The sequence below is a fragment of the Mesorhizobium sp. CCNWLY176 genome (assembly GCF_037153935.1).
In the GTDB taxonomy this organism is placed as follows: domain Bacteria; phylum Pseudomonadota; class Alphaproteobacteria; order Rhizobiales; family Rhizobiaceae; genus Mesorhizobium_M; species Mesorhizobium_M zhangyense.
In genome coordinates this window covers 1-18,586 of the sequence record NZ_JBBBDZ010000003.1, presented here as the reverse complement: position 1 = coordinate 18,586, position 18,586 = coordinate 1, and the positions used below count along the sequence as shown (strand labels likewise).

17 protein-coding genes and 1 pseudogene are annotated in these 18,586 nt (G+C 62.6%); 12 read left to right on the top strand and 6 right to left on the bottom strand.

The window, feature by feature from the left end:
• Positions 1-108: 108 nt before the first annotated feature.
• Positions 109-1,773, top strand: a complete 1,665-nt coding sequence (locus tag WBQ96_RS05740) for a Na/Pi cotransporter family protein (RefSeq protein WP_165116409.1) — start codon at positions 109-111, stop codon at positions 1,771-1,773.
• A gap of 210 nt (positions 1,774-1,983) precedes the next feature.
• Here the strand turns inward: WBQ96_RS05740 and WBQ96_RS05735 are convergent, their stop codons facing one another.
• From WBQ96_RS05735 to WBQ96_RS05725, 3 genes are all read right to left on the bottom strand, one after another.
• Positions 1,984-2,544: a GNAT family N-acetyltransferase gene (locus WBQ96_RS05735; RefSeq protein ID WP_336548253.1), complete on the bottom strand. Its 561-nt coding sequence runs from the start codon at positions 2,542-2,544 to the stop codon at positions 1,984-1,986.
• An 88-nt stretch (positions 2,545-2,632) separates the two neighbouring features.
• A complete protein-coding gene (gene ftsZ / locus WBQ96_RS05730; RefSeq protein WP_336548252.1) occupies positions 2,633-3,667 on the bottom strand; it encodes a cell division protein FtsZ in 1,035 nt (344 codons plus the stop codon).
• 193 nt (positions 3,668-3,860) lie between these two features.
• Positions 3,861-4,310, bottom strand: a complete 450-nt coding sequence (locus tag WBQ96_RS05725; RefSeq protein WP_336548249.1) for a GatB/YqeY domain-containing protein — start codon at positions 4,308-4,310, stop codon at positions 3,861-3,863.
• A gap of 422 nt (positions 4,311-4,732) precedes the next feature.
• Here WBQ96_RS05725 and carA point away from each other — a divergent pair, with 422 nt between their 5' ends.
• Together carA and WBQ96_RS05715 are read left to right on the top strand one after the other, a co-directional pair.
• The gene (gene carA / locus WBQ96_RS05720; protein WP_091913164.1) at positions 4,733-5,935 is read left to right on the top strand and encodes a glutamine-hydrolyzing carbamoyl-phosphate synthase small subunit; all 1,203 of its coding nucleotides are present in this window, start codon (positions 4,733-4,735) and stop codon (positions 5,933-5,935) included.
• A 157-nt stretch (positions 5,936-6,092) separates the two neighbouring features.
• The gene (locus WBQ96_RS05715) at positions 6,093-6,515 is read left to right on the top strand and encodes a DUF983 domain-containing protein (protein ID WP_091913170.1); all 423 of its coding nucleotides are present in this window, start codon (positions 6,093-6,095) and stop codon (positions 6,513-6,515) included.
• 57 nt (positions 6,516-6,572) lie between these two features.
• Here WBQ96_RS05715 and ypfJ read toward each other — a convergent pair whose 3' ends face one another.
• Complete coding sequence (ypfJ, locus tag WBQ96_RS05710) at positions 6,573-7,484, bottom strand: KPN_02809 family neutral zinc metallopeptidase (protein WP_336548245.1); 912 nt, start codon at positions 7,482-7,484, stop codon at positions 6,573-6,575.
• A 217-nt stretch (positions 7,485-7,701) separates the two neighbouring features.
• Between ypfJ and WBQ96_RS05705 the strand changes: the two genes are divergently transcribed.
• Entirely contained in the window at positions 7,702-8,529 is an 828-nt protein-coding gene (locus WBQ96_RS05705; RefSeq protein ID WP_336548243.1) for a class I SAM-dependent methyltransferase, read from the top strand.
• Between the two features lie 89 nt (positions 8,530-8,618).
• Complete coding sequence (locus WBQ96_RS05700; RefSeq protein ID WP_165116429.1) at positions 8,619-8,975, top strand: DUF1428 domain-containing protein; 357 nt, start codon at positions 8,619-8,621, stop codon at positions 8,973-8,975.
• Between the two features lie 37 nt (positions 8,976-9,012).
• Here the strand turns inward: WBQ96_RS05700 and WBQ96_RS05695 are convergent, their stop codons facing one another.
• A complete protein-coding gene (locus WBQ96_RS05695) occupies positions 9,013-9,198 on the bottom strand; it encodes a hypothetical protein (protein ID WP_091913178.1) in 186 nt (61 codons plus the stop codon).
• A gap of 238 nt (positions 9,199-9,436) precedes the next feature.
• Here WBQ96_RS05695 and WBQ96_RS05690 point away from each other — a divergent pair, with 238 nt between their 5' ends.
• The 3 genes from WBQ96_RS05690 to WBQ96_RS05680 are packed head-to-tail and all read left to right on the top strand — an operon-like array spanning position 9,437 to position 11,561.
• Complete coding sequence (locus WBQ96_RS05690; protein ID WP_442920805.1) at positions 9,437-10,762, top strand: Nramp family divalent metal transporter; 1,326 nt, start codon at positions 9,437-9,439, stop codon at positions 10,760-10,762.
• 57 nt (positions 10,763-10,819) lie between these two features.
• Positions 10,820-11,293: a metallophosphoesterase family protein gene (locus tag WBQ96_RS05685; RefSeq protein ID WP_336548234.1), complete on the top strand. Its 474-nt coding sequence runs from the start codon at positions 10,820-10,822 to the stop codon at positions 11,291-11,293.
• Between the two features lie 25 nt (positions 11,294-11,318).
• On the top strand, positions 11,319-11,561 hold the full coding sequence (locus WBQ96_RS05680) for a hypothetical protein (protein ID WP_336548232.1): 243 nt from the start codon (positions 11,319-11,321) through the stop codon (positions 11,559-11,561).
• Positions 11,562-11,570: 9 nt separating this feature from the next.
• On the opposite strand, the gene WBQ96_RS05675 is transcribed toward WBQ96_RS05680, so the two are convergent.
• The gene (locus WBQ96_RS05675; RefSeq protein ID WP_165116437.1) at positions 11,571-12,755 is read right to left on the bottom strand and encodes an MFS transporter; all 1,185 of its coding nucleotides are present in this window, start codon (positions 12,753-12,755) and stop codon (positions 11,571-11,573) included.
• A gap of 140 nt (positions 12,756-12,895) precedes the next feature.
• On the opposite strand from WBQ96_RS05675, the gene WBQ96_RS05670 reads away from it, so the two are divergent.
• The 4 genes and pseudogenes from WBQ96_RS05670 to WBQ96_RS05655 all read left to right on the top strand — a co-directional run.
• Positions 12,896-13,264, top strand: a complete 369-nt coding sequence (locus tag WBQ96_RS05670) for an ArsR/SmtB family transcription factor (RefSeq protein ID WP_165116439.1) — start codon at positions 12,896-12,898, stop codon at positions 13,262-13,264.
• 66 nt (positions 13,265-13,330) lie between these two features.
• Positions 13,331-13,753, top strand: a complete 423-nt coding sequence (locus tag WBQ96_RS05665) for a hypothetical protein (RefSeq protein ID WP_336548229.1) — start codon at positions 13,331-13,333, stop codon at positions 13,751-13,753.
• 466 nt (positions 13,754-14,219) lie between these two features.
• Positions 14,220-17,699, top strand: a complete 3,480-nt coding sequence (gene carB / locus WBQ96_RS05660; RefSeq protein ID WP_336548226.1) for a carbamoyl-phosphate synthase large subunit — start codon at positions 14,220-14,222, stop codon at positions 17,697-17,699.
• Between the two features lie 431 nt (positions 17,700-18,130).
• Positions 18,131-18,586 (top strand): annotated as a pseudogene (locus tag WBQ96_RS05655) (transposase); the annotation flags it as partial.

The following is an 18,586-nucleotide window of genomic DNA, read 5'->3' as shown; positions in this document are numbered from 1 at the left end:
CGGCTAAACTAATGCCGGACAGATCATGACTACGATTCGTATCACAGACGACCCTCCAAGGCGCCTCGCGAAGGCGCCGGTAGCCGCTTGCGTTGAAAGTGCGCGCCCATGAGCGGATCGGTCGTCCTTCTCCACCTTGCCGGCGCGGTTGCGCTGATGCTGTTTGCCACCCGCATGGTGAAAACCGGCGTCGAGCGCGCCTATGGCGACGTCCTGCGCCATCGCCTGCGCGCCACCATGCGCAATCCCTTCCTGGCCGTTCTGGCCGGCACCGGGCTGGCGATTGCCTTTCAAAGCTCGACGGCTGTCACCCTGCTGGTCAGTTCCTTCGCCGGATCCGGCATCGTCTCGGGTGCCGCCGGCCAGCTTGCCGTGCGCGGCGCCGAGATCGGTTCGGCCCTGGTAGTCAAGCTGCTGACATTCGACCTGACGCTGCTTGTGCCGCTGTGCCTGGTCTCGGGAACGGTCATGTTCATGGCGACCGAGCGGCGCGACTGGCGTCAGATCGGCCGCATACTGGTCGGCATCGGCCTGTTGATCCTGTCGCTGGAGATGATCGGGCAGGCATCCGAGCCGCTGCGCGAAAGCCGGCTCATGCCGGTCATCATCAACTATTTCTCCACCGACCTGATCACGGCCTTTCTTCTGGCCGGGCTCGTCACCTGGCTGTTCCAATCCAGCATCGCCGCCGTGCTTTTGATGGCGACGCTGGCCGGCCGCGGCTTCATCACGCCTGAGCTCGGCATCGCGCTGGTGCTGGGCGTCAACCTCGGCTCCTCGCTCATCGCACCGCTGCTCACCCGCACGGCCGAGCCCGCTGTTCGCGTCGTGCCCATCGGCAACCTGTTGATGCGCGGCATGGGCTCGGTGGTCATGCTGATCCTGTTCATGACGTTCAAGCCAACCGTCGCTTTTCTCGGAGCCACGGCGCCAGACCAGATCGTCAATGCGCATATCCTCTTCAACGTCATCATCCTGATCGCCGGCATTCCGCTCGCCGGGCTCGTCTACAAGGCGTCGGAGCGCATCGTCGCCCTCGGCACACCACCGGAATCGGCGGAGTCACTTGCCACCGTCGAGCTCAGCGCGCTCAACGAAGCCGCTCTCGATATGCCGAGCCAGGCGCTCGCCAATGCCACGCGCGAGGTGGTGCGCGTTTGCGAGACCGTCGAGATCATGCTGAAGCGCATCATCGAGCTCTACGAAAAGGCCGACCCGGAAAAAATCAGGGCGTTGGCCGCATTGGACGACCGTGTCGACCGCAAGCACGCCGCGATAAAGCTCTACCTCGCCAAGGCGACAGCCCGGCCGATGACCGAGGATGAAGCGCTACGCTGCCAGGAATTGATCGGCGCCTGCGTCAAGCTGGAGCAGGTCGGCGACATCATCGTGCGCAACATGCTCGTCCACGTACAGAAGAAGTTCGACCGCGGGCTGGAGTTCACCGACGAAGGCTGGCGCGAACTGACCGCCTTCCACGCCTCGGTGCTGGCCAATGCCCGGCTCGCCTTCAACGTGCTGATATCGCGCGACGCCACCACCGCGCGCCAGCTCGTGCAGGAAAAGGACCGGCTGCGCGATTTCGAGAAGGAAACCAGCAACAGCCATTTCGTGCGCCTGCGCGACGGCACCGCCAAGAGCGTCGAGACAAGCTCCATCCACCTCGACACCATCCGCGACCTCAAGCAGATCAACTCGCTGCTGGCGTCGATGGTCTATCCGGTTCTGGAGGAACAGGGTTTGCTGAGCGGGTCACGGCTGAAGACCGGGTAATATGCGCTGCCTCTTCCTTCTCCCCTTGCGGGAGAAGGTGGCCGACCCGAAGGGGAGGTCGGATGAGGGGTGTTGGAAGAAACGAGGCGCTTCAATGAGGCTGCCAAGGTGCCAACCCTGCCACGACGCACTCCGTCCAGCACCCCTCATCCGTCTTGGCGCTACGCGCCAATCCACCTTCTCCCACAAGGGGAGAAGGAAAGGGCGTTCTCACAACACGATCCGAAACCGCAAGCTCTCCTCGCCGCCATAGGCGGCATCCTCGAAGAAGCGCTCCACCAGCACGCCGCCATTGGCGGTGATGACTTTCTGCGAAGGCAGATTGTCCGGCTTGGCGGTGATCTCGACATAATCGAGCCCCAGCGCCCGCGCTTCCGGCAGAAGCAGCGCCAAAGCCTGCGTGGCATAGCCGCGCTGCCGCCTCCACGGCACCACCGCATAGCCGATATGACCAAGCACATGCGGTGGCAGCTCTGAAGTGCCTTTCTGCCAGCGAAAGCCGATGGAACCGGCCAGCTCGCCGTCCCACATCCAGCGGCGGTATCCCGGCAGGCGCGGCACCTGCCTGCCGTCGGGCAATGTGATCGACCCGCCCTTGGCCTCGGGATCGTCGAGGCTTGCCACGAAGGCTGCAGCATCGCGGTCGATCGCGTCCAGCTGCGCGCGGATCGTCTCGGCCGGGCGCACATTGTCCGGCGACCAGCCGCGCTCCAGCGCCTGCATATAGGTCGGCAGATATTCGAGCGACGGTTTTACCAGCTTTATAGTCATGAAATGCGCTCAGTCAGAAAGCGGGAACGCAGCACGCATTATTTGCAGCAGGCTTCCGCAGAAACGTAAAGGCGCACCGTTCGCTTCCTCAGTGCGTGGTCTGCATCTGGCCCGGCGCCGGCTGCGTGCGCATGTTGACGATGGGATCGACTTGCGCCGCCGGCGGCTCCAACCCGGTGGCCACGACGGACACCTTGAACTGACCCTTGAGCGTTTCGTCGAAGATAGCGCCAACGATGATGTCGGCCTCGTCGCCCGCTTCTTCGCGGATACGGGTCGCGGCTTCGTCCACCTCGAACAGCGTCATGTCCAGGCCGCCCGAAATCGAGACCAGGACGCCTCTTGCGCCCTTCATCGAATTCTCATCCAGCAACGGATTGGCGATGGAGGCTTCGGCAGCCTTTCTGGCGCGGCCCTCGCCAGTACCGACGCCGGTGCCCATCATCGCGCGGCCCATGTCCTTCATGACGGTTTTCACGTCGGCGAAGTCGAGATTGATCAGGCCTTCCTTGACGATGAGATTGGTGATGCAGCTCACGCCCGAATAAAGAACCCGGTCGGCGATGCCGAAGGCATCCTCAAAACTGGTCTTTTCGGTAGCGATCCTGAACAGGTTCTGGTTCGGAATGACGATGACCGTATCGGCAGCCTGGCGCAGCAGCTCGATGCCGCGCTCGGCCATCTGCATGCGGCGCTTGCCCTCGAAGGTGAACGGCTTGGTCACGACGGCCACCGTCAGAATGCCGGCGTCGCGCGCAGCTTTGGCGATCACATGGGCAGCACCCGTTCCGGTGCCGCCGCCCATGCCGGCCGTGACGAAGCACATATGCGTGCCGGCAAGATGGTCCATGATCTCGTCGATGGATTCCTCGGCCGCCGCCTGGCCGATCTCGGGCAGCGATCCAGCCCCCAGACCCTCGGTCACCAGCGCGCCCAACTGGATCAGCCGCGGCGCCTTCGACATGGTCAGCGCCTGCGCGTCGGTGTTGGCCGCGATGAAGTCCGTGCCCTCCAGGCCTTCGGCGATCATGTTGTTGACGGCGTTGCCGCCGCCACCGCCGACGCCAATGACCGTCAGCTTCGGCCGCATTTCCGAGATTTCCGGTTTCTTGGAGGTGCTCATATTGTCATTTCCTCTGCAGCGCCCCTGCCCCGAATCGGATCAACAACAGGGAATCAGATACTAGGGGGTGGTGCAAGGCATTGAGCCGGAACGAGCCGCCTAACAGGCCTTTCTTCACAGGTCAGCCCGGCTCTTCAGGTTGAAGAGCCGGGCTGATATCGACTTTTACGGGAGTGCACTCCCTGACTGCCGGCTATTGCAGCATCGTCTTGACGATGCCGCTGGCCTTGGAGAAGTCCATCTTGCCGGCATATTTGTCCTTCAGCGCGTTCATGCAACGGCCCATATCGCGCAGGCCGTCGGCGCCGACCTCGTCAATCACCGCCTGGCAGGCCTTCTTCACGTCTTCATCGCCAAGCTGCTTGGGCATGAAATCGCGAATGATCTCGATCTCGTCGCGCTCCTGGGCGGCAAGCTCCAGCCGGTTGCCTTCCTCGAAGGCCTTGGCCGACTCCTCGCGCTGCTTCACCATCTTGGCCAGGATCAGCATGATCTCCTCATCGCTCACCGGGTCCTTGCCGACGCCGCGATGCGCAATGTCGCGATCCTGGATGGCGGCATTGATCAGCCGCAGCGTCGAGGTGCGGCGCTTGTCCTGCGCTTTCAGCGCGGTCTTGAGGGCCTGGGCGATGATCTCGCGCATGGCGGTAACTCCTTCGTAGCGGCGGCGAACAATAGACCATGTTCCCGAGACGTGGGAACCGGTTTTCGGCGGCTCGAAGACACCTCAAAGCCGCATCCCGATTCCTCGGGAAGAATGCAGCCTCTAATGCCGTCGAGTAAACATTGCAAACCAATGCATGCGGTCAACTCCCTGATATCGTTAGGGAAAATATTTAACCGCAATCGTTTGCGCGCTCATTGACCGCGTCAACACCTTCGCCTATTGTCCGCGCCTTGCATGGACTAGTTTTCGGGTTGTGCACGGGGGGTTTGCGATTATCGCGGCAGCCCGTGCTTTTCGTTGCGCCATATGGCCCTTGCCGGGCCATCTTGCAAGGGCGCGGCACTGCCTCCACCCGCTGACGATGCCGACAGAGATGAACGTTATACGGAGTAGCTGACATGGCCGCGACCACCGCCCCCTGGGCAACCGAAGTGCCGACCGCAGTGCTGGTTCTGGCCGACGGAACGGTCATCGAGGGCCGCGGCCTCGGCGCGACGGGTTCGGCGGTCGCCGAGGTCTGCTTCAATACCGCACTCACCGGCTACCAGGAAATCCTCACCGACCCATCCTATGCCGGCCAGATCGTCACCTTCACCTTCCCGCATATCGGCAACATCGGCACCAACAACGAAGACATCGAAGACCTCAATCCGGCCGCGCGCAACGGCGCCGTCGGCGCGGTGTTCAAGGCCGATGTCACCAACCCGTCGAGCTACCGCGCAGCCGGTGATCTCGACGCGTGGCTGAAGAAGCGCGGCATCGTCGCCATGTCCGGCATCGACACCCGCGCGCTCACCGCGCTCATCCGCGAAAAGGGTTCGCCCAATGCGATCATCGCCCATGCGCCGGACGGCAAGTTCGATCTCCCCGACCTGAAGGCCCGTGCCGCAGCATGGTCCGGCCTCGTCGGCCTCGACCTCGCCAAGGAAGTCACCTCCGGCCAGTCCTCGGTCTGGCGCGAGACGCCCTGGGTCTGGAACGAAGGCTACGCCGAGCAGGATGCCCCGACCATGCACGTCGTCGCCATCGATTACGGCGTGAAGCGCAACATCCTGCGGCTGCTCGCCGGCCTCGGTGCGAAAGTCACCGTCGTGCCGGCCAAGACCGGCGCTGACGAAATCCTCGCCATGAAGCCGGACGGCATCTTCCTGTCCAATGGCCCCGGCGATCCCGCCGCCACCGGCGAATATTCCGTGCCGGTCATCAAGGACCTGCTCAAGACCGAGATCCCGGTCTTCGGCATCTGCCTCGGCCACCAGATGCTGGCGCTGGCGCTCGGCGGCAAGACCGAGAAGATGCACCAGGGTCACCACGGCGCCAACCACCCGGTCAAGGACCACACCACCGGCAAGGTCGAGATCGTGTCGATGAACCACGGCTTCGCGGTCGACGCGAAATCGCTGCCGGAAGGCGTTGAAGAGACTCACGTTTCGCTGTTCGACGGCTCGAACTGCGGCATCGCGCTCAAGGGCCGCCCGGTGTTCTCCGTCCAGCATCACCCGGAAGCCTCCCCCGGCCCGCAGGATTCGCACTATCTCTTCCGCCGCTTCGTCAACCTCATCCGCGAGCGCAAGGGCGAACCGGCATTGGCCGAGCGCTGAGACCTTATCGATCTCAGAAGCAAATATCGAAAAGGCCACCTACAGGGTGGCCTTTCTGTTACTATGGCTGCCACTGGCTTTTTGCCGCATGACGCCTATGTCACAGGGGTAGACGCGGCAGACAGGCTTATATCTCAGGCAGATCATGAGGTCCGCCATGGAAAGCACCAGCTTTACCCCCACCACCAACCCGGCCAAGACGGGCATTCTCGGGCTTTGTCCGCGCTGCCAGAAAGGCCATCTGTTTCAGGGCTTCGTGAAACTTGCGCCGCGATGCGAAGTTTGCGGCCTTGACTATTCCTTTGCCGATCCGGCCGATGGCCCGGCCTTCTTCTCGATGACGATCGTCGCGGTGCCGGCCCTTCTCTTCGCGCTCTGGCTGCAACTGACCTATGAGCCGCCGATCTGGGTTCATCTGCTGACCACCCTGCCTCTGACCCTTCTTGCCTGCACCGCGCTGTTGCGACCGTTGAAAGGCTGGCTCGTCTGCTCGCAGTTCTTCCACAAGGCAGAGGAAGGTTCGATCGATCGCGAATGGCATGCCAAGGCAGTGCGTGACCGCGACGCCGGCAAGGTGTGAATCAAAAGGCCCGCCCGGTCAGCCGGGCAGGCCTTTTGAATATCTCTCAGCGATAGATCAGATGGGGTTGTTGAACGTATCGCAATCCGCCAGCTTGCCGCTCTGGAAGCCACGCTTGAACCACGTCACGCGCTGTGCCGAGGTGCCGTGGTTGAAGCTTTCCGGCACGACATAGCCTTGCGTCTTGCGCTGTAGCGTATCGTCGCCGATCTGCTGGGCGGCATTCAGCGCCTCTTCAAGGTCGCCCTGCTCGAGCAGGCCCTTCTGGGCGGTGAAATGACCCCAGATGCCGGCGAAGCAATCGGCCTGCAGTTCGACGCGTGTCGACATCTGGTTGGCCTGCGCCTCACCCATCTGTTGGCGCATCTGATTGAATTTCGGCAGGATGCCGGTCAGGTTCTGCACATGGTGGCCGACCTCATGCGCCAGCACATAGGCCTGGGCGAAATCGCCCGAAGCGCCGAACTGCCGGTCGAGCTGGTCGTAGAAGGCGAGGTCGATATAGACCTTGCGGTCGCCGGGGCAATAGAACGGACCGGAAGCCGCAGAAGCGAAGCCGCAGGCCGAACGCGTCTGACCTGAAAACAGCACCATCGTCGGCTCTTCGTATTTCAAACCCTCGGCCTGGAATATGCCGCTCCAGACGTCTTCCGTTTCGGCAAGCACGGTGGAGACGAACTGCTTCATCTCGTCATTGGATTTCGGTTCGGTCTGGCTGATCTGGCCACCACCGCCGGGGATAGCACCATCGCCGCCTGCCAATATCGCCATCGGATCGATGCCGCAGGCCTTCAGCGCGAAGAACAGCACCACCAGGATGATGATGCCCGAAAGTCCGCCACCGCCTGTCGCACCGCCGATCGGAATGCGGAAGCCGCCGCCGCGTCCAAGCCCGCCACCGCCGAAGCCGCCGCCCTGGCCGCGCTCGTCCTCAACATTCTCACTCTGCCGACGACCTTTCCAAAGCATGCCAACCTCTTCCCTGTTTCGCCGCGCCCATGCATGCCCGCTACCGCGAGCTGACCTAAACAGACAATTACTCCAACGGTTGCATCAAGTCACAAGAAATTTGGAACGCATGGGCAATCCCGATACGCACAACTCACAGCGATCTTCGTTTTCAAGCAGATGAAAAAGGAGTAGCTTCAATGCGATAAACCCAGCCGGCTTTCAGGCGAGGTCAAATATGACCACCGAGGAGGACGTTGCGAGGCACTACAGTCACGGCGCGCTTGAACGCGCGATCCTCGACGCGCTGAAGACAGCCGGGAAGGATGTTGACCGCCTCGACCCCGCAGACCTTTCCGGCGCCGACGAGTTCCATCTCGGCTGGCTCGCCGCCACCGTCGATCTGGCCAACGACCTTGCCATCTCCCCGGGCATGAAACTGCTCGATGTCGGCGCCGGCATCGGCGGACCGGCGCGCTATTTTGCCGAGCATCACGGCTGCACCGTCATCGGCGTCGACCTCACCGAGGAGTTTGTCAGCGTTGCAACCTCGCTAACCGGGCGCTGCGGGCTTGCGGACCTTGTCTCGTTCCGGCAGGCGAGCGCGCTTTCGCTGCCTTTCGAGGACGCCAGCTTCGACCGCGCCACCCTGATCCATGTCGGCATGAACATCGGCGACAAGGCCGGCGCGTTCCGCGAGGTGCATCGCATTCTCAAGAAGGGCGGCGTGTTCGGCGTCTACGACATCATGAATATCAGCGGCCAGGACCTACCCTACCCGATGCCCTGGGCCGACACGCTGGAAACCAGCTTCGTCGAAGCGCCTGCGACCTACCGCAGGCTGCTGACGAAAGCCGGCCTCATGATCGTCACGGAGAAGAACCGGCGCCAGATGGCGCTGACGCTCGGTCGCGAAATGCGTGAAAACGCCGCCAAAAACGGCGCACCCATGCTCAGCCTGCACACGCTGATGGGGCCGGCAACACCACAGCGGCTGGGTAATGTCATGACTGCCCTTGCCGACGGCACGATCGCACCTATCCAGATGCTGGCCCGCAAGTTGTGATGAAGCTGGTCTTCCTCGTAGCAGCCGACGCGGAACCTCGCCGTCTCTTCAGCCGTTGCAGATGATCGTTGTCAGGAGGAGTTGACCCAATGCCGTATGTCGATGGTTTCATTCTTGCAGTGCCGACCGAGAAGATGGAGGACTACAAGAAAATGGCGCAGACGGCCGGCGAGATCTGGATAGATCACGGCGCACTTTCCTTCGTCGAGACTGTGGCAGACGATGTGCCCTATGGCGAAGTCACATCCTTCCCGCGCGCCGTGCTGCAAAAGGAAGGCGAAACGGTCGTCTTCTCCTGGATCACCTATGAATCGCGCGAGGCCCGCGACGAAATCAACAAGAAGGTGATGGCCGACCCACGCCTCAAGATCGACGATCCGCACAGCATGCCCTTCGACGGCAAGCGCATGATCTATGGCGGGTTCAAGACGCTGATCGAACTCTAGCGATCGTTTGATGCCGCCGGCGCAAGGGCCATACCGTTTACTTCTGCTTCGTCCCCGCGCTCTTGCCGTCGGAACTGCGTGAGCGTTCCTCGAAGCGCTTTTCGCCCTTCTTCAGGTCGCTGCCTGTCTTCGCCTCCACCTTGCGTTCTTCCTTGGCAGTGGCCTGCTTGAGGCCCTTGGCGGCTGCCTTGCCTTTTGCGGTCGGTGCTTCCTTCACGCCCATGATTTTTCCTCCACGTTGACGCCGGTACATTCCGGCTAGCACCAACGCGCCATCTTCCCCGTCGTTCCGGGCAATTGCAGAACCAGCAACGGCATTGCCGAAGCATGTTCTGCACCGCGCCAAAATATTCCGCAGCGCACCACTTGCGCTTGCGGCAATTCCGCGCCATTTTGAGAATGATTTGCAATTGCAAGAATTCTCAGCCATAGAGCCAGGAATGGATTTCAAGCCCCGCACGATGGAAGACCTCACCGGCTGGCGTCAGCCGCGCGGCGAGGCATCCCTTTCGGACGTCCATCGTTCCATCGCCATCAGAACCAGCGGTCCCGGCTGGCGCCGGGCGATTTCCTTCGTCGGCCCCGGCTACCTCGTCGCCGTCGGCTATATGGACCCCGGCAATTGGGCCACCTCGCTCGCCGGTGGCTCGAAATTCGGCTACGCCCTGCTCACCGTCGCGCTCGTCTCCAACATCATGGCGATCGTGCTGCAGGCGCTTTGCGCGCGCCTCGCCATCGGCTCGGGCCGCGATCTCGCCCAAGCCTGCCGCGACGCCTATGGCAAGCCGGTCGCCTATGTCCTGTGGTTCATGGCCGAGATCGCCATCGTCGCCACCGACATTGCCGAGGTCATCGGCACGGCTATCGGCCTCAACCTGATCTTCGGCATCCCGCTCGAGATCGGCGTGCTCATCACCGCGCTCGATGTTTTCCTGATCCTCTATCTCCAGAAACTTGGCTTCCGCTGGGTCGAGGCGCTCATCATCACGCTGCTCGGCGTCATCGCCGCCTGTTTCGCCGTGCAGATCGCGCTGGCCGATCCTGACTGGGGCGGCGTCATCCGCGGCTTCGCCCCCACCACCGAGATCGTCACCAACCCGGAAATGCTCTATCTGGCGCTCGGCATCCTCGGCGCCACCGTCATGCCGCACAATCTCTATCTGCATTCCGGCATCGTCCAGACCCGCGCCTATGGCGACACCGTGCCGGAAAAGCGCCAGGCGCTGAAATACGCCACCATCGATTCCACGGTCGCGCTGATGTTCGCGCTGCTCATCAACGCCGCGATCCTGATCCTGGCGGCTGCGACCTTCAACAAAGCCGGCCAGACCGACATCGTCGAGATCGGCCAGGCGCACTCCCTGCTCGCACCGCTGCTGGGCCTCGCCATCGCGCCGACCCTCTTCGGCATCGCGCTGATCTGCTGCGGCATCAATTCGACGGTCACCGCGACGCTCGCCGGCCAGATCGTCATGGAGGGTTTTCTCCACATCAAGCTGCCGCCATGGCTGCGCCGCCTGATCACACGCGCCATCGCCATCATTCCCGCCGCCGGCGTCACCATCTGGTACGGCGACAGCGGCACGGCCAAGCTCTTGATCCTCACCCAGGTCGTGCTCAGCCTGCAGCTTTCCTTTGCCGTGTTTCCGCTGGTTATGTTCACCGCAAACAAGGCCAAGATGGGCGCGCTAGTAGCACCGCGCTACCTCACCGCCTTTGCAATGCTGATCGCGGTCGTCATCGCGCTGCTGAACATAAAGCTGCTGTTCGATTTCGTTCTCGCCTGAGCCGCTGACATTCCCGATTGCGGCGGCTAAAACATAGCCGGCATCTGGAGTCGGCTCATGAAAATAGCAGTCATCGCAGACATTCACGGCAACGTCGTTGCACTCGACGCCGTCCTCGCCGACCTTGAAAAACGTGGCGGTGCAGACCTGATCGTCAATCTCGGCGATTGCGTCGCCGGACCTCTCTGGCCGCGCGAGACTTTCGAGCGCCTCGAAAAGCTCGGCCTGCCGACCGTGCGCGGCAATCACGACCGCCGCGTAGCCGAGGAGGTCTCGGAAGACATGTGGCCCTCCGATCGCTTTGCGCATGAGCAGCTTACGCCGCAACAGCGCGATGCACTGGCCGCCCTGCCCCTCCAGCTGGAGATCGCGCCTTCGGTGCTCGCCTTCCACGCCCGGCCCGATCATGACGAGCGCTACCTTGCCGACGCCATCGTCGACGGCCATCTCGTGCGCGCACCGCTGGTGGCGATCGAGAAACGGCTTGGCCAGCTCGATCCTGCTTACAGGCTGCTGCTCTGCGGCCACTGAACTTGTGCGGCTTTCGGACGGCCGGATGATCTTCAATCCCGGAAGCGTCGGCGAGCCCGCATATTTCGACGACACCGAACCGGCGCACGCTTCGCAACAAGGTTCGCCGCACGCGCGCTACGGCATGGTCGAGATCGACCCCGAGGGCGCGATGCACTTCGAGTTCTTCGCCATCACCTATGATTGGGAAAGTGCTGCGCGACAGGCCGAGCAAACAGGCCGGCCGGAATGGGCCCATGCTCTGCGCACAGGCTTCATGCCGGCCTGATGTAGTTCCCTATTCGGCAGGCGTCGCAGCCATGAAGCGGCGATGCGAGCGCAGGCCGGCATAAAGCACTGCAAGTGCCGCAACAGGGAACAAGGCAGCGACGAAGCCGAGATCGGCCGGCGCCGCATATTCCAGCACCCGCCCGCCGAGCGCGGTGCCTGCGGCAATGCCGAAATACATCGCCGAGGCATTGAGCGAGAGCGTCAGATGCGCAACCTCGGGTGCATAGCCGACAATGCGGCTTGCCTGTGCAGGCGGGAATGCCCAGCCGATGATGCCCCAGGGCAGCATGATGCCGATCAGCAGCGGCCCGGCAAGGTGATGCGGCAGGAGATGCAGGCCGAATGCGATGGCCAGCGCAATCGCCACCGAAGCCACGAGCGAACCCACGACCATCCGCGTCGCGCCGATTCGGTCGGCCAGGTAGCCGCTGGACAGATTGCCGATCACCGCACCGACGCCGAAGGCGAGCAGCAGGCCGGGCAAGGACAGCTTGGACAGCCCCGCCCCATCGATCGCCAGCGGCGCCAGATAGGAAATGATCATGAAACCGCCGGCAAGATACAGGAAGGTCACCACCAGCGACGGCGCAATGCCGGCACGGCCGATGATGCTGAAGCGCTCGCCAAGCGTCAGCTTCGTTCCCGACAGCCCGCGCGGCAGGCGGAACCACAGCACGGTCGCACAAGCCAGCGCCAGCAGCGAGATCGCACCGAATGTGCCGCGCCAGCCCCAGACTGCAGCAATCAGCGCACCCAGCGGCGCGCCGAGCGCCACCGCAAAGGTCGTACCGCCCACCACCACCGATATCGCCAAAGCGCGATGCTCGGGCCCAGCCAGCGAGACGGCGGTCGCCTGTGCGGTGGCGGCGAACAGGCCGCTCGCCATGCCCATGACGATCTGTGCAAGCAGCAATGTCGTGAACGATACACTGGTGGCGGCAATCGCGTTGCCGGCCACGAAGGTCAGCATCGCCGCCGTCAGCACCCGCCGCCTGTCGGCAGCGCCCGCAAGGGCGGAAAGCAGCGGCGCGCCGATGGCATAGGAAAGCGAGAAGACCGTGATGAGGTAGCCGGCCTTGGGTATGGTCGTGTGCGTGTCGGCGGCGATGAACGGCAGCAGGCTCGAAAACACGAAGCCGACCGTGCTCATGGTAAACGAGCCGACCGCCAGCCAGATAAGGCGCTTGTCCATGGGACCAATCCTTAGTTCAAATATTATTGAACTATTGAACTTGATTGCGCGCCATGTCAATGTAGTCGCACATGCTTCCTGTCAGCCTGATGTCAGGAAGACGCATTGAACCCGAACGCCTGCGCAGCTAGTTTTCAGCCATGACCTTGCCCCATCCCACCGCCGACCAGATTTCGCTGCCCAACGTGCTGGCCGTGCTTGGCGACCAGACGCGCCTCGCCATCATCGGCTATCTCGCGCTGCGCGAGGGCCAGCCGACGATGTGCATGCAGTTCACCGATTTCGGCTCCAAGACCAATATCAGCTACCACCTGGCCAAGCTGCGCGAGGCCGGCATCACCCGCACCGAGGCCGTCGGCACCATGCGGCTGATCACGCTGCGCCGCGACGACCTCAACGCCCGCTTCCCCGGCCTGCTCGATTCGATCATTACGGCGGCGGTCGACCTGCCGATGGTGCAGAAGATAGCTGAAGCGCAGGATGAGATGCTGGCGGTCGAGCAGGGTTGACCTGGCATTTCCACCCCGCATCACGGGTGGCTGGAAATGGCGGCGGTTTCCCAGTAACAGCGTGACATGAAAACTTTTCAGACTGGCTTAGTGGCCGCACTCGCATCTTCGTGTTTCATCAGCTTGGCTCACGCCTATACCGATGAGGACTCTTACGTCGCAGTGAGCAACACCGCGATGAGCGTGACCGGCGACATTCAATTCGATGACTTCAGCATTACCTTTGAGAACGGTAAGACGCTGAACTTCTCGGGCCTCGTAAGTGACACCTTCATCGTTGATGGCGAGGAGGTTCCGGCATCTGTCTATCAAGTCAGCCGCCCGGGCGACCCGGTACTCGAAAACGGCAACCGCCTATGCGGGTCCGGCGCAGTCACCTACATCGCAAACTGGGACGATAACGGCCGCTCTCTCGTAGCTGTCTTCACCGGCGACGAAGCCCCGTCGAGCAATGAAGAAATGTGCGCCTCTTACACCTACGAGCAATGATGCCGTACGGGGCGCTGGCAGTGAAGAGACAAATCACCTTCCTTATGGCGCTTTTCTTCCTATGCGTCGGCTGCCTTTCAGCGTTCTGGCTTTATGATGTGATTGGGACAGCTCTTACGATAGACGACGATATTGACCGATGCTTGGACGATACGAATAACAAATACATCCGAGATTTCGATGAGCGCCTGAAGGCTTGCGGCCCTACTCCGTCTTGAAGCCCACTACCCGCGCCTCGCCTTCCCGACGCTCTCCGAGTTATGAATCAGGCGGGAAAACCACTTCCCCACATTCGCAAACCGCCATCACCTGAATATCGATGCATTCTCGTGATTTTCGGGGTTACAAGCGCGCAATCATTTGCCTATAAGGCGCCCTTAGCCTGACAACAGACTCTGATGCGCACCGGCCGGGCATTCCCGCGCCGGTCTTTTGCGCAGAGCGACCACGAACGGACCGAGCAAAAATGCCAAAACGCACCGACATCAAGTCCATCCTGATCATCGGCGCCGGTCCCATCGTTATCGGGCAGGCATGCGAGTTCGACTATTCCGGCACCCAGGCCTGCAAGGCGCTGAAGGAGGAAGGTTTTCGCGTCATCCTGGTCAACTCCAACCCGGCCACCATCATGACCGATCCGGAACTGGCCGACGCAACCTATATCGAGCCGATCACGCCGGAAGTCGTCGCCAAGATCATCGCCAAGGAGCGCCCCGACGCGCTGCTGCCGACCATGGGCGGCCAGACCGCGCTCAACACCGCCCTGTCGCTGCGCCGCATGGGCGTGCTCGACCGCTACAATGTCGAGATGATCGGCGCCGATGCCCACGCCATCGACAAGGCCGAGGACCGCTCTTTGTTCCGCGAGGCCATGGCCAAGATCGGGCTCGAGACGCCGAAATCGATGCTGGCCAACGCTTCCGACGTCAAGGACGCCGACCGCAAGAAGCACGAGGCCGAGCGCGCCGCGCTGAAGGCTTCCGCTCCCGCCGATCTCGACGCCGCGCTGGACGCGCTCGAAACCGCCTGGAACCTCGGCGAAGGCGACCGCAAGCAGCGCTACATCAACCACGCCATGGCGATTGCCGCCCAGGCGCTCGACCATGTCGGCCTGCCCGCCATCATCCGCCCGTCCTTCACCATGGGCGGCACCGGCGGCGGCATCGCCTACAACCGCACCGAATTCTTCGACATCATCGGCTCAGGCCTCGACGCCTCCCCCACCACCGAAGTTCTCGTCGAGGAATCGGTGCTCGGCTGGAAGGAATACGAGATGGAGGTGGTTCGCGACAAAGCGGACAACTGCATCATCATCTGCTCCATCGAGAACCTCGACCCGATGGGCGTCCACACCGGCGATTCGATCACCGTCGCCCCGGCGCTTACGCTCACCGACAAAGAATATCAGATCATGCGCAACGCCTCGATCGCGGTGCTGCGCGAGATCGGCGTCGAGACCGGCGGTTCCAACGTGCAATTCGCCGTCAACCCGGCCGACGGCCGCCTCGTCGTCATCGAAATGAACCCGCGCGTCTCGCGCTCGTCCGCACTTGCCTCCAAGGCCACCGGCTTCCCCATCGCCAAGATCGCGGCCAAGCTTGCCGTCGGCTACACGCTGGACGAGCTTGAGAACGACATCACCGGCGGCGCGACGCCGGCCTCGTTCGAGCCGTCCATCGACTATGTCGTCACCAAAATCCCGCGCTTTGCCTTCGAAAAGTTCCCCGGCGCCGAGCCGACGCTGACCACCGCCATGAAGTCGGTGGGCGAGGTCATGGCCATCGGCCGCACCTTCCAGGAATCGCTGCAGAAGGCGCTCCGCGGCCTCGAAACCGGCCTCACCGGCCTTGACGAGATCGAGATCCCCGGCCTCGGCCACGGAGAGGACAAGAACGCCATCCGCGCCGCCCTCGGCACGCCGACGCCCGACCGCCTGCGCATGGTCGCCCAGGCGCTGCGCATGGGCACCTCGCTGGAAGACGTGCACGCCATGTGCAAGATCGACCCATGGTTCCTCGAGCAGATCGCCGGCATCATCGACATGGAAGCGCGCATCCGCGAGCACGGCCTGCCGGAAGACGCCGCCAATCTGCGCATGCTGAAGTCGATGGGCTTTTCCGACGCCCGCCTCGCCTCGCTGGTGAAGAAAGAGGCGCAGGATGTCCAGAAGCAGCGCCAGAAGCTCGGCGTTCACCCGGTCTACAAGCGCATCGACACCTGCGCGGCCGAGTTCGCCTCGCCCACGGCCTACATGTACTCCACCTACGAAGTGCCCTTCGCCGGCGAGACGCGCTCCGAGGCCCAGGTCTCGACCGCCAAGAAGGTCGTCATCCTCGGCGGCGGACCCAACCGCATCGGCCAGGGCATCGAGTTCGACTATTGCTGCTGCCATGCCGCCTTCGCGCTGCGCGAGGCCGGCTATGAGGCGATCATGGTCAACTGCAACCCGGAAACCGTGTCGACCGACTACGACACCTCCGACCGGCTCTATTTCGAGCCGCTGACCGCCGAGGACGTGCTGGAGATCCTGCGCGCCGAACAGACCGCCGGCACGCTGCACGGCGTCATCGTCCAGTTCGGTGGCCAGACGCCGCTGAAGCTGGCGGAAGCGCTGGAAAAGGCCGGCATCCCGATCCTCGGCACCTCGCCCGACATGATCGACCTGGCCGAAGACCGTGACCGCTTCCAGAAGCTCTTGCAGAAGCTCGACCTCGCCCAGCCCAAGAACGGCATCGCCTATTCGGTCGAGCAGTCGCGCACCGTTGCCGGCGAGCTCGGCTTCCCGCTGGTCGTGCGCCCGTCCTATGTGCTTGGCGGCCGCGCCATGCAGATCATCCATGACGAGCAGATGCTGCAGACCTACCTGCTCGACACCGTGCCCGGCCTGGTGCCGGAAGACATCAAGCAGAAATACCCCAACGACAAGACCGGCCAGATCAACACGCTTCTGGGCAAGAACCCGCTGCTGTTCGATACCTATCTCACCGACGCTATCGAGGTCGATGTCGACTGCCTTTGCGACGGCAGCAACACCTTCGTCTCCGGCATCATGGAGCATATCGAGGAGGCCGGCATCCATTCGGGCGACAGTGCCTGCTCGCTGCCGGTCCATTCGCTGAGCGACGAAACCGTCGACGAGCTGGAGCGCCAGACGGCAGCGCTCGCCAGGGCGCTGAAGGTGGGCGGCCTGATGAATGTGCAATACGCCATCCAGGACGGCACCATCTATGTGCTGGAAGTGAACCCGCGCGCCTCGCGCACCGTGCCTTTCGTGGCAAAAACCATCGGCAAGCCGATCGCCAAGGTCGCCGCCCGCATCATGGCCGGCCAGACGCTGGATGACGCCTTCGCCGCCTACGGCGAAAAGCCCAACCCGCGCAACCCCGGCCACATCGCCGTCAAGGAAGCCGTGTTCCCCTTCGCCCGCTTCCCCGGCGTCGACATCCTGCTCGGGCCTGAAATGCGCTCCACCGGCGAGGTCATGGGCCTCGACCGCGACTATGCGCTGGCCTTCGCCAAGGCGCAGCTCGGCGCCGGCGTCGACCTGCCGCGCTCGGGCACGCTGTTCGTGTCGGTGCGCGACGAAGACAAGAAAGGCATACTGCCCGCCGTCAAGCGCCTCGCCGAACAAGGCTTCAAAGTGCTCGCCACCGGCGGCACCCAGCGCTTCCTCGCCGAAAACGGCGTCGCCGCCGAAAAGATCAACAAGGTCCTCGAAGGCCGCCCCCACATCGAAGACGCCATCCGCAACCGCCAGGTGCAACTCGTCTTCAACACCACCGACGGCCAGAAAGCCGTCTCGGACTCCAAGTCACTGCGCCGCGCGACGCTGATGCAGAAGGTGCCGTACTATACGACGCTGGCCGGCATGGCTGCGGTGGCGGAGGCGATTGCAGCGTTGAGGGCTGGGAGCTTGGAGGTTCGGCCGTTGCAGGAGTATTTTTGAGGGGGAACTGCGTCTCTCCCCGTTTACGGGGAGAGACGTCCGGCAGGACAGTGAGGGGCAGCGGCGACCTTCAATAAGCAGACACCATCGGTAACCTGCATCATGCGCAAGCCCCTTCGGCATCCTCGTAAACGCAGCGATGAAGGGCCATTACACAATGTGCCCAACTTGTTCCCTCAGCCAATCCTGCACTACGGGGCCGTATGATATCTTTTCGATGGCAGATTCGTTTCGCTCTTTGGTTGGTTTGATCCGGTCCAATGCAATGCCTCTGGAGGCAAACTCTTTCATTAGGTGCGAAGTCGTTTCCATTAGCTTGCTGATGCCCTCTTTCGGGACTTTCATTGGCGGTGATCTGATCCCTGAAAACTGGACCGTTCAGAATTGGAGTTTTCCGCTGTAGTTTCCCGGCTGGGAGAGGAGCGGAGACGATGAAGGCATCGAAGTTTTCGGACGCACAGAAGGCGTTCATTCTAAAGCAGGGAGCGGACGGCATTCCGGTGGCGGAGATCTGCCGCCGCGCGGGGATCAGCCAAGCAACCTACTTCAACTGGAAAAAGAAATATGACGGGCTGCTGCCGACGGAGATGAAGCGACTGAAGCAGCTGGAGGATGAGAACGGCAAGCTGAGGAAGCTGGTCGCCGACCTGTCGCTGGACAAGGAGATGCTGCAGGACGTGATCCGCCGAAAACTGTGAGGCCTGGTCGCAAACGCGAGCTGGTGGCGGACACCTGTACTGAGTGGAACGTGTCGATCCGGCGAGCCTGCCGGGTTCTGGAGTTCGACACCTCGACCTATCACTACAAGTCCCGTCGCTGCGATCAGGCCGGCATCGAAGCTCGGATCAAAGACATCTGTGCCACGCGGGTTCGTTATGGCTACCGGC

Bases quoted from the DNA above. Each gene is read 5' to 3' on its own strand.
- WBQ96_RS05740 (WP_165116409.1), top strand. From the start codon at position 109: ATGAGCGGATCGGTCGTCCTTCTCCACCTTGCCGGCGCGGTTGCGCTG.
- WBQ96_RS05670 (WP_165116439.1), top strand. From the start codon at position 12,896: ATGACCTTGCCCCATCCCACCGCCGACCAGATTTCGCTGCCCAACGTG.
- WBQ96_RS05700 (WP_165116429.1), top strand. From the start codon at position 8,619: ATGCCGTATGTCGATGGTTTCATTCTTGCAGTGCCGACCGAGAAGATG.
- carB (WP_336548226.1), top strand. From the start codon at position 14,220: ATGCCAAAACGCACCGACATCAAGTCCATCCTGATCATCGGCGCCGGT.
- WBQ96_RS05690 (WP_442920805.1), top strand. From the start codon at position 9,437: ATGGAAGACCTCACCGGCTGGCGTCAGCCGCGCGGCGAGGCATCCCTT.
- carA (WP_091913164.1), top strand. From the start codon at position 4,733: ATGGCCGCGACCACCGCCCCCTGGGCAACCGAAGTGCCGACCGCAGTG.
- WBQ96_RS05735 (WP_336548253.1), bottom strand. From the start codon at position 2,544: ATGACTATAAAGCTGGTAAAACCGTCGCTCGAATATCTGCCGACCTAT.
- WBQ96_RS05665 (WP_336548229.1), top strand. From the start codon at position 13,331: ATGAAAACTTTTCAGACTGGCTTAGTGGCCGCACTCGCATCTTCGTGT.
- ftsZ (WP_336548252.1), bottom strand. From the start codon at position 3,667: ATGAGCACCTCCAAGAAACCGGAAATCTCGGAAATGCGGCCGAAGCTG.
- ypfJ (WP_336548245.1), bottom strand. From the start codon at position 7,484: ATGCTTTGGAAAGGTCGTCGGCAGAGTGAGAATGTTGAGGACGAGCGC.
- WBQ96_RS05705 (WP_336548243.1), top strand. From the start codon at position 7,702: ATGACCACCGAGGAGGACGTTGCGAGGCACTACAGTCACGGCGCGCTT.
- WBQ96_RS05715 (WP_091913170.1), top strand. From the start codon at position 6,093: ATGGAAAGCACCAGCTTTACCCCCACCACCAACCCGGCCAAGACGGGC.
- WBQ96_RS05725 (WP_336548249.1), bottom strand. From the start codon at position 4,310: ATGCGCGAGATCATCGCCCAGGCCCTCAAGACCGCGCTGAAAGCGCAG.
- WBQ96_RS05675 (WP_165116437.1), bottom strand. From the start codon at position 12,755: ATGGACAAGCGCCTTATCTGGCTGGCGGTCGGCTCGTTTACCATGAGC.
- WBQ96_RS05680 (WP_336548232.1), top strand. From the start codon at position 11,319: ATGATCTTCAATCCCGGAAGCGTCGGCGAGCCCGCATATTTCGACGAC.
- WBQ96_RS05695 (WP_091913178.1), bottom strand. From the start codon at position 9,198: ATGGGCGTGAAGGAAGCACCGACCGCAAAAGGCAAGGCAGCCGCCAAG.
- WBQ96_RS05685 (WP_336548234.1), top strand. From the start codon at position 10,820: ATGAAAATAGCAGTCATCGCAGACATTCACGGCAACGTCGTTGCACTC.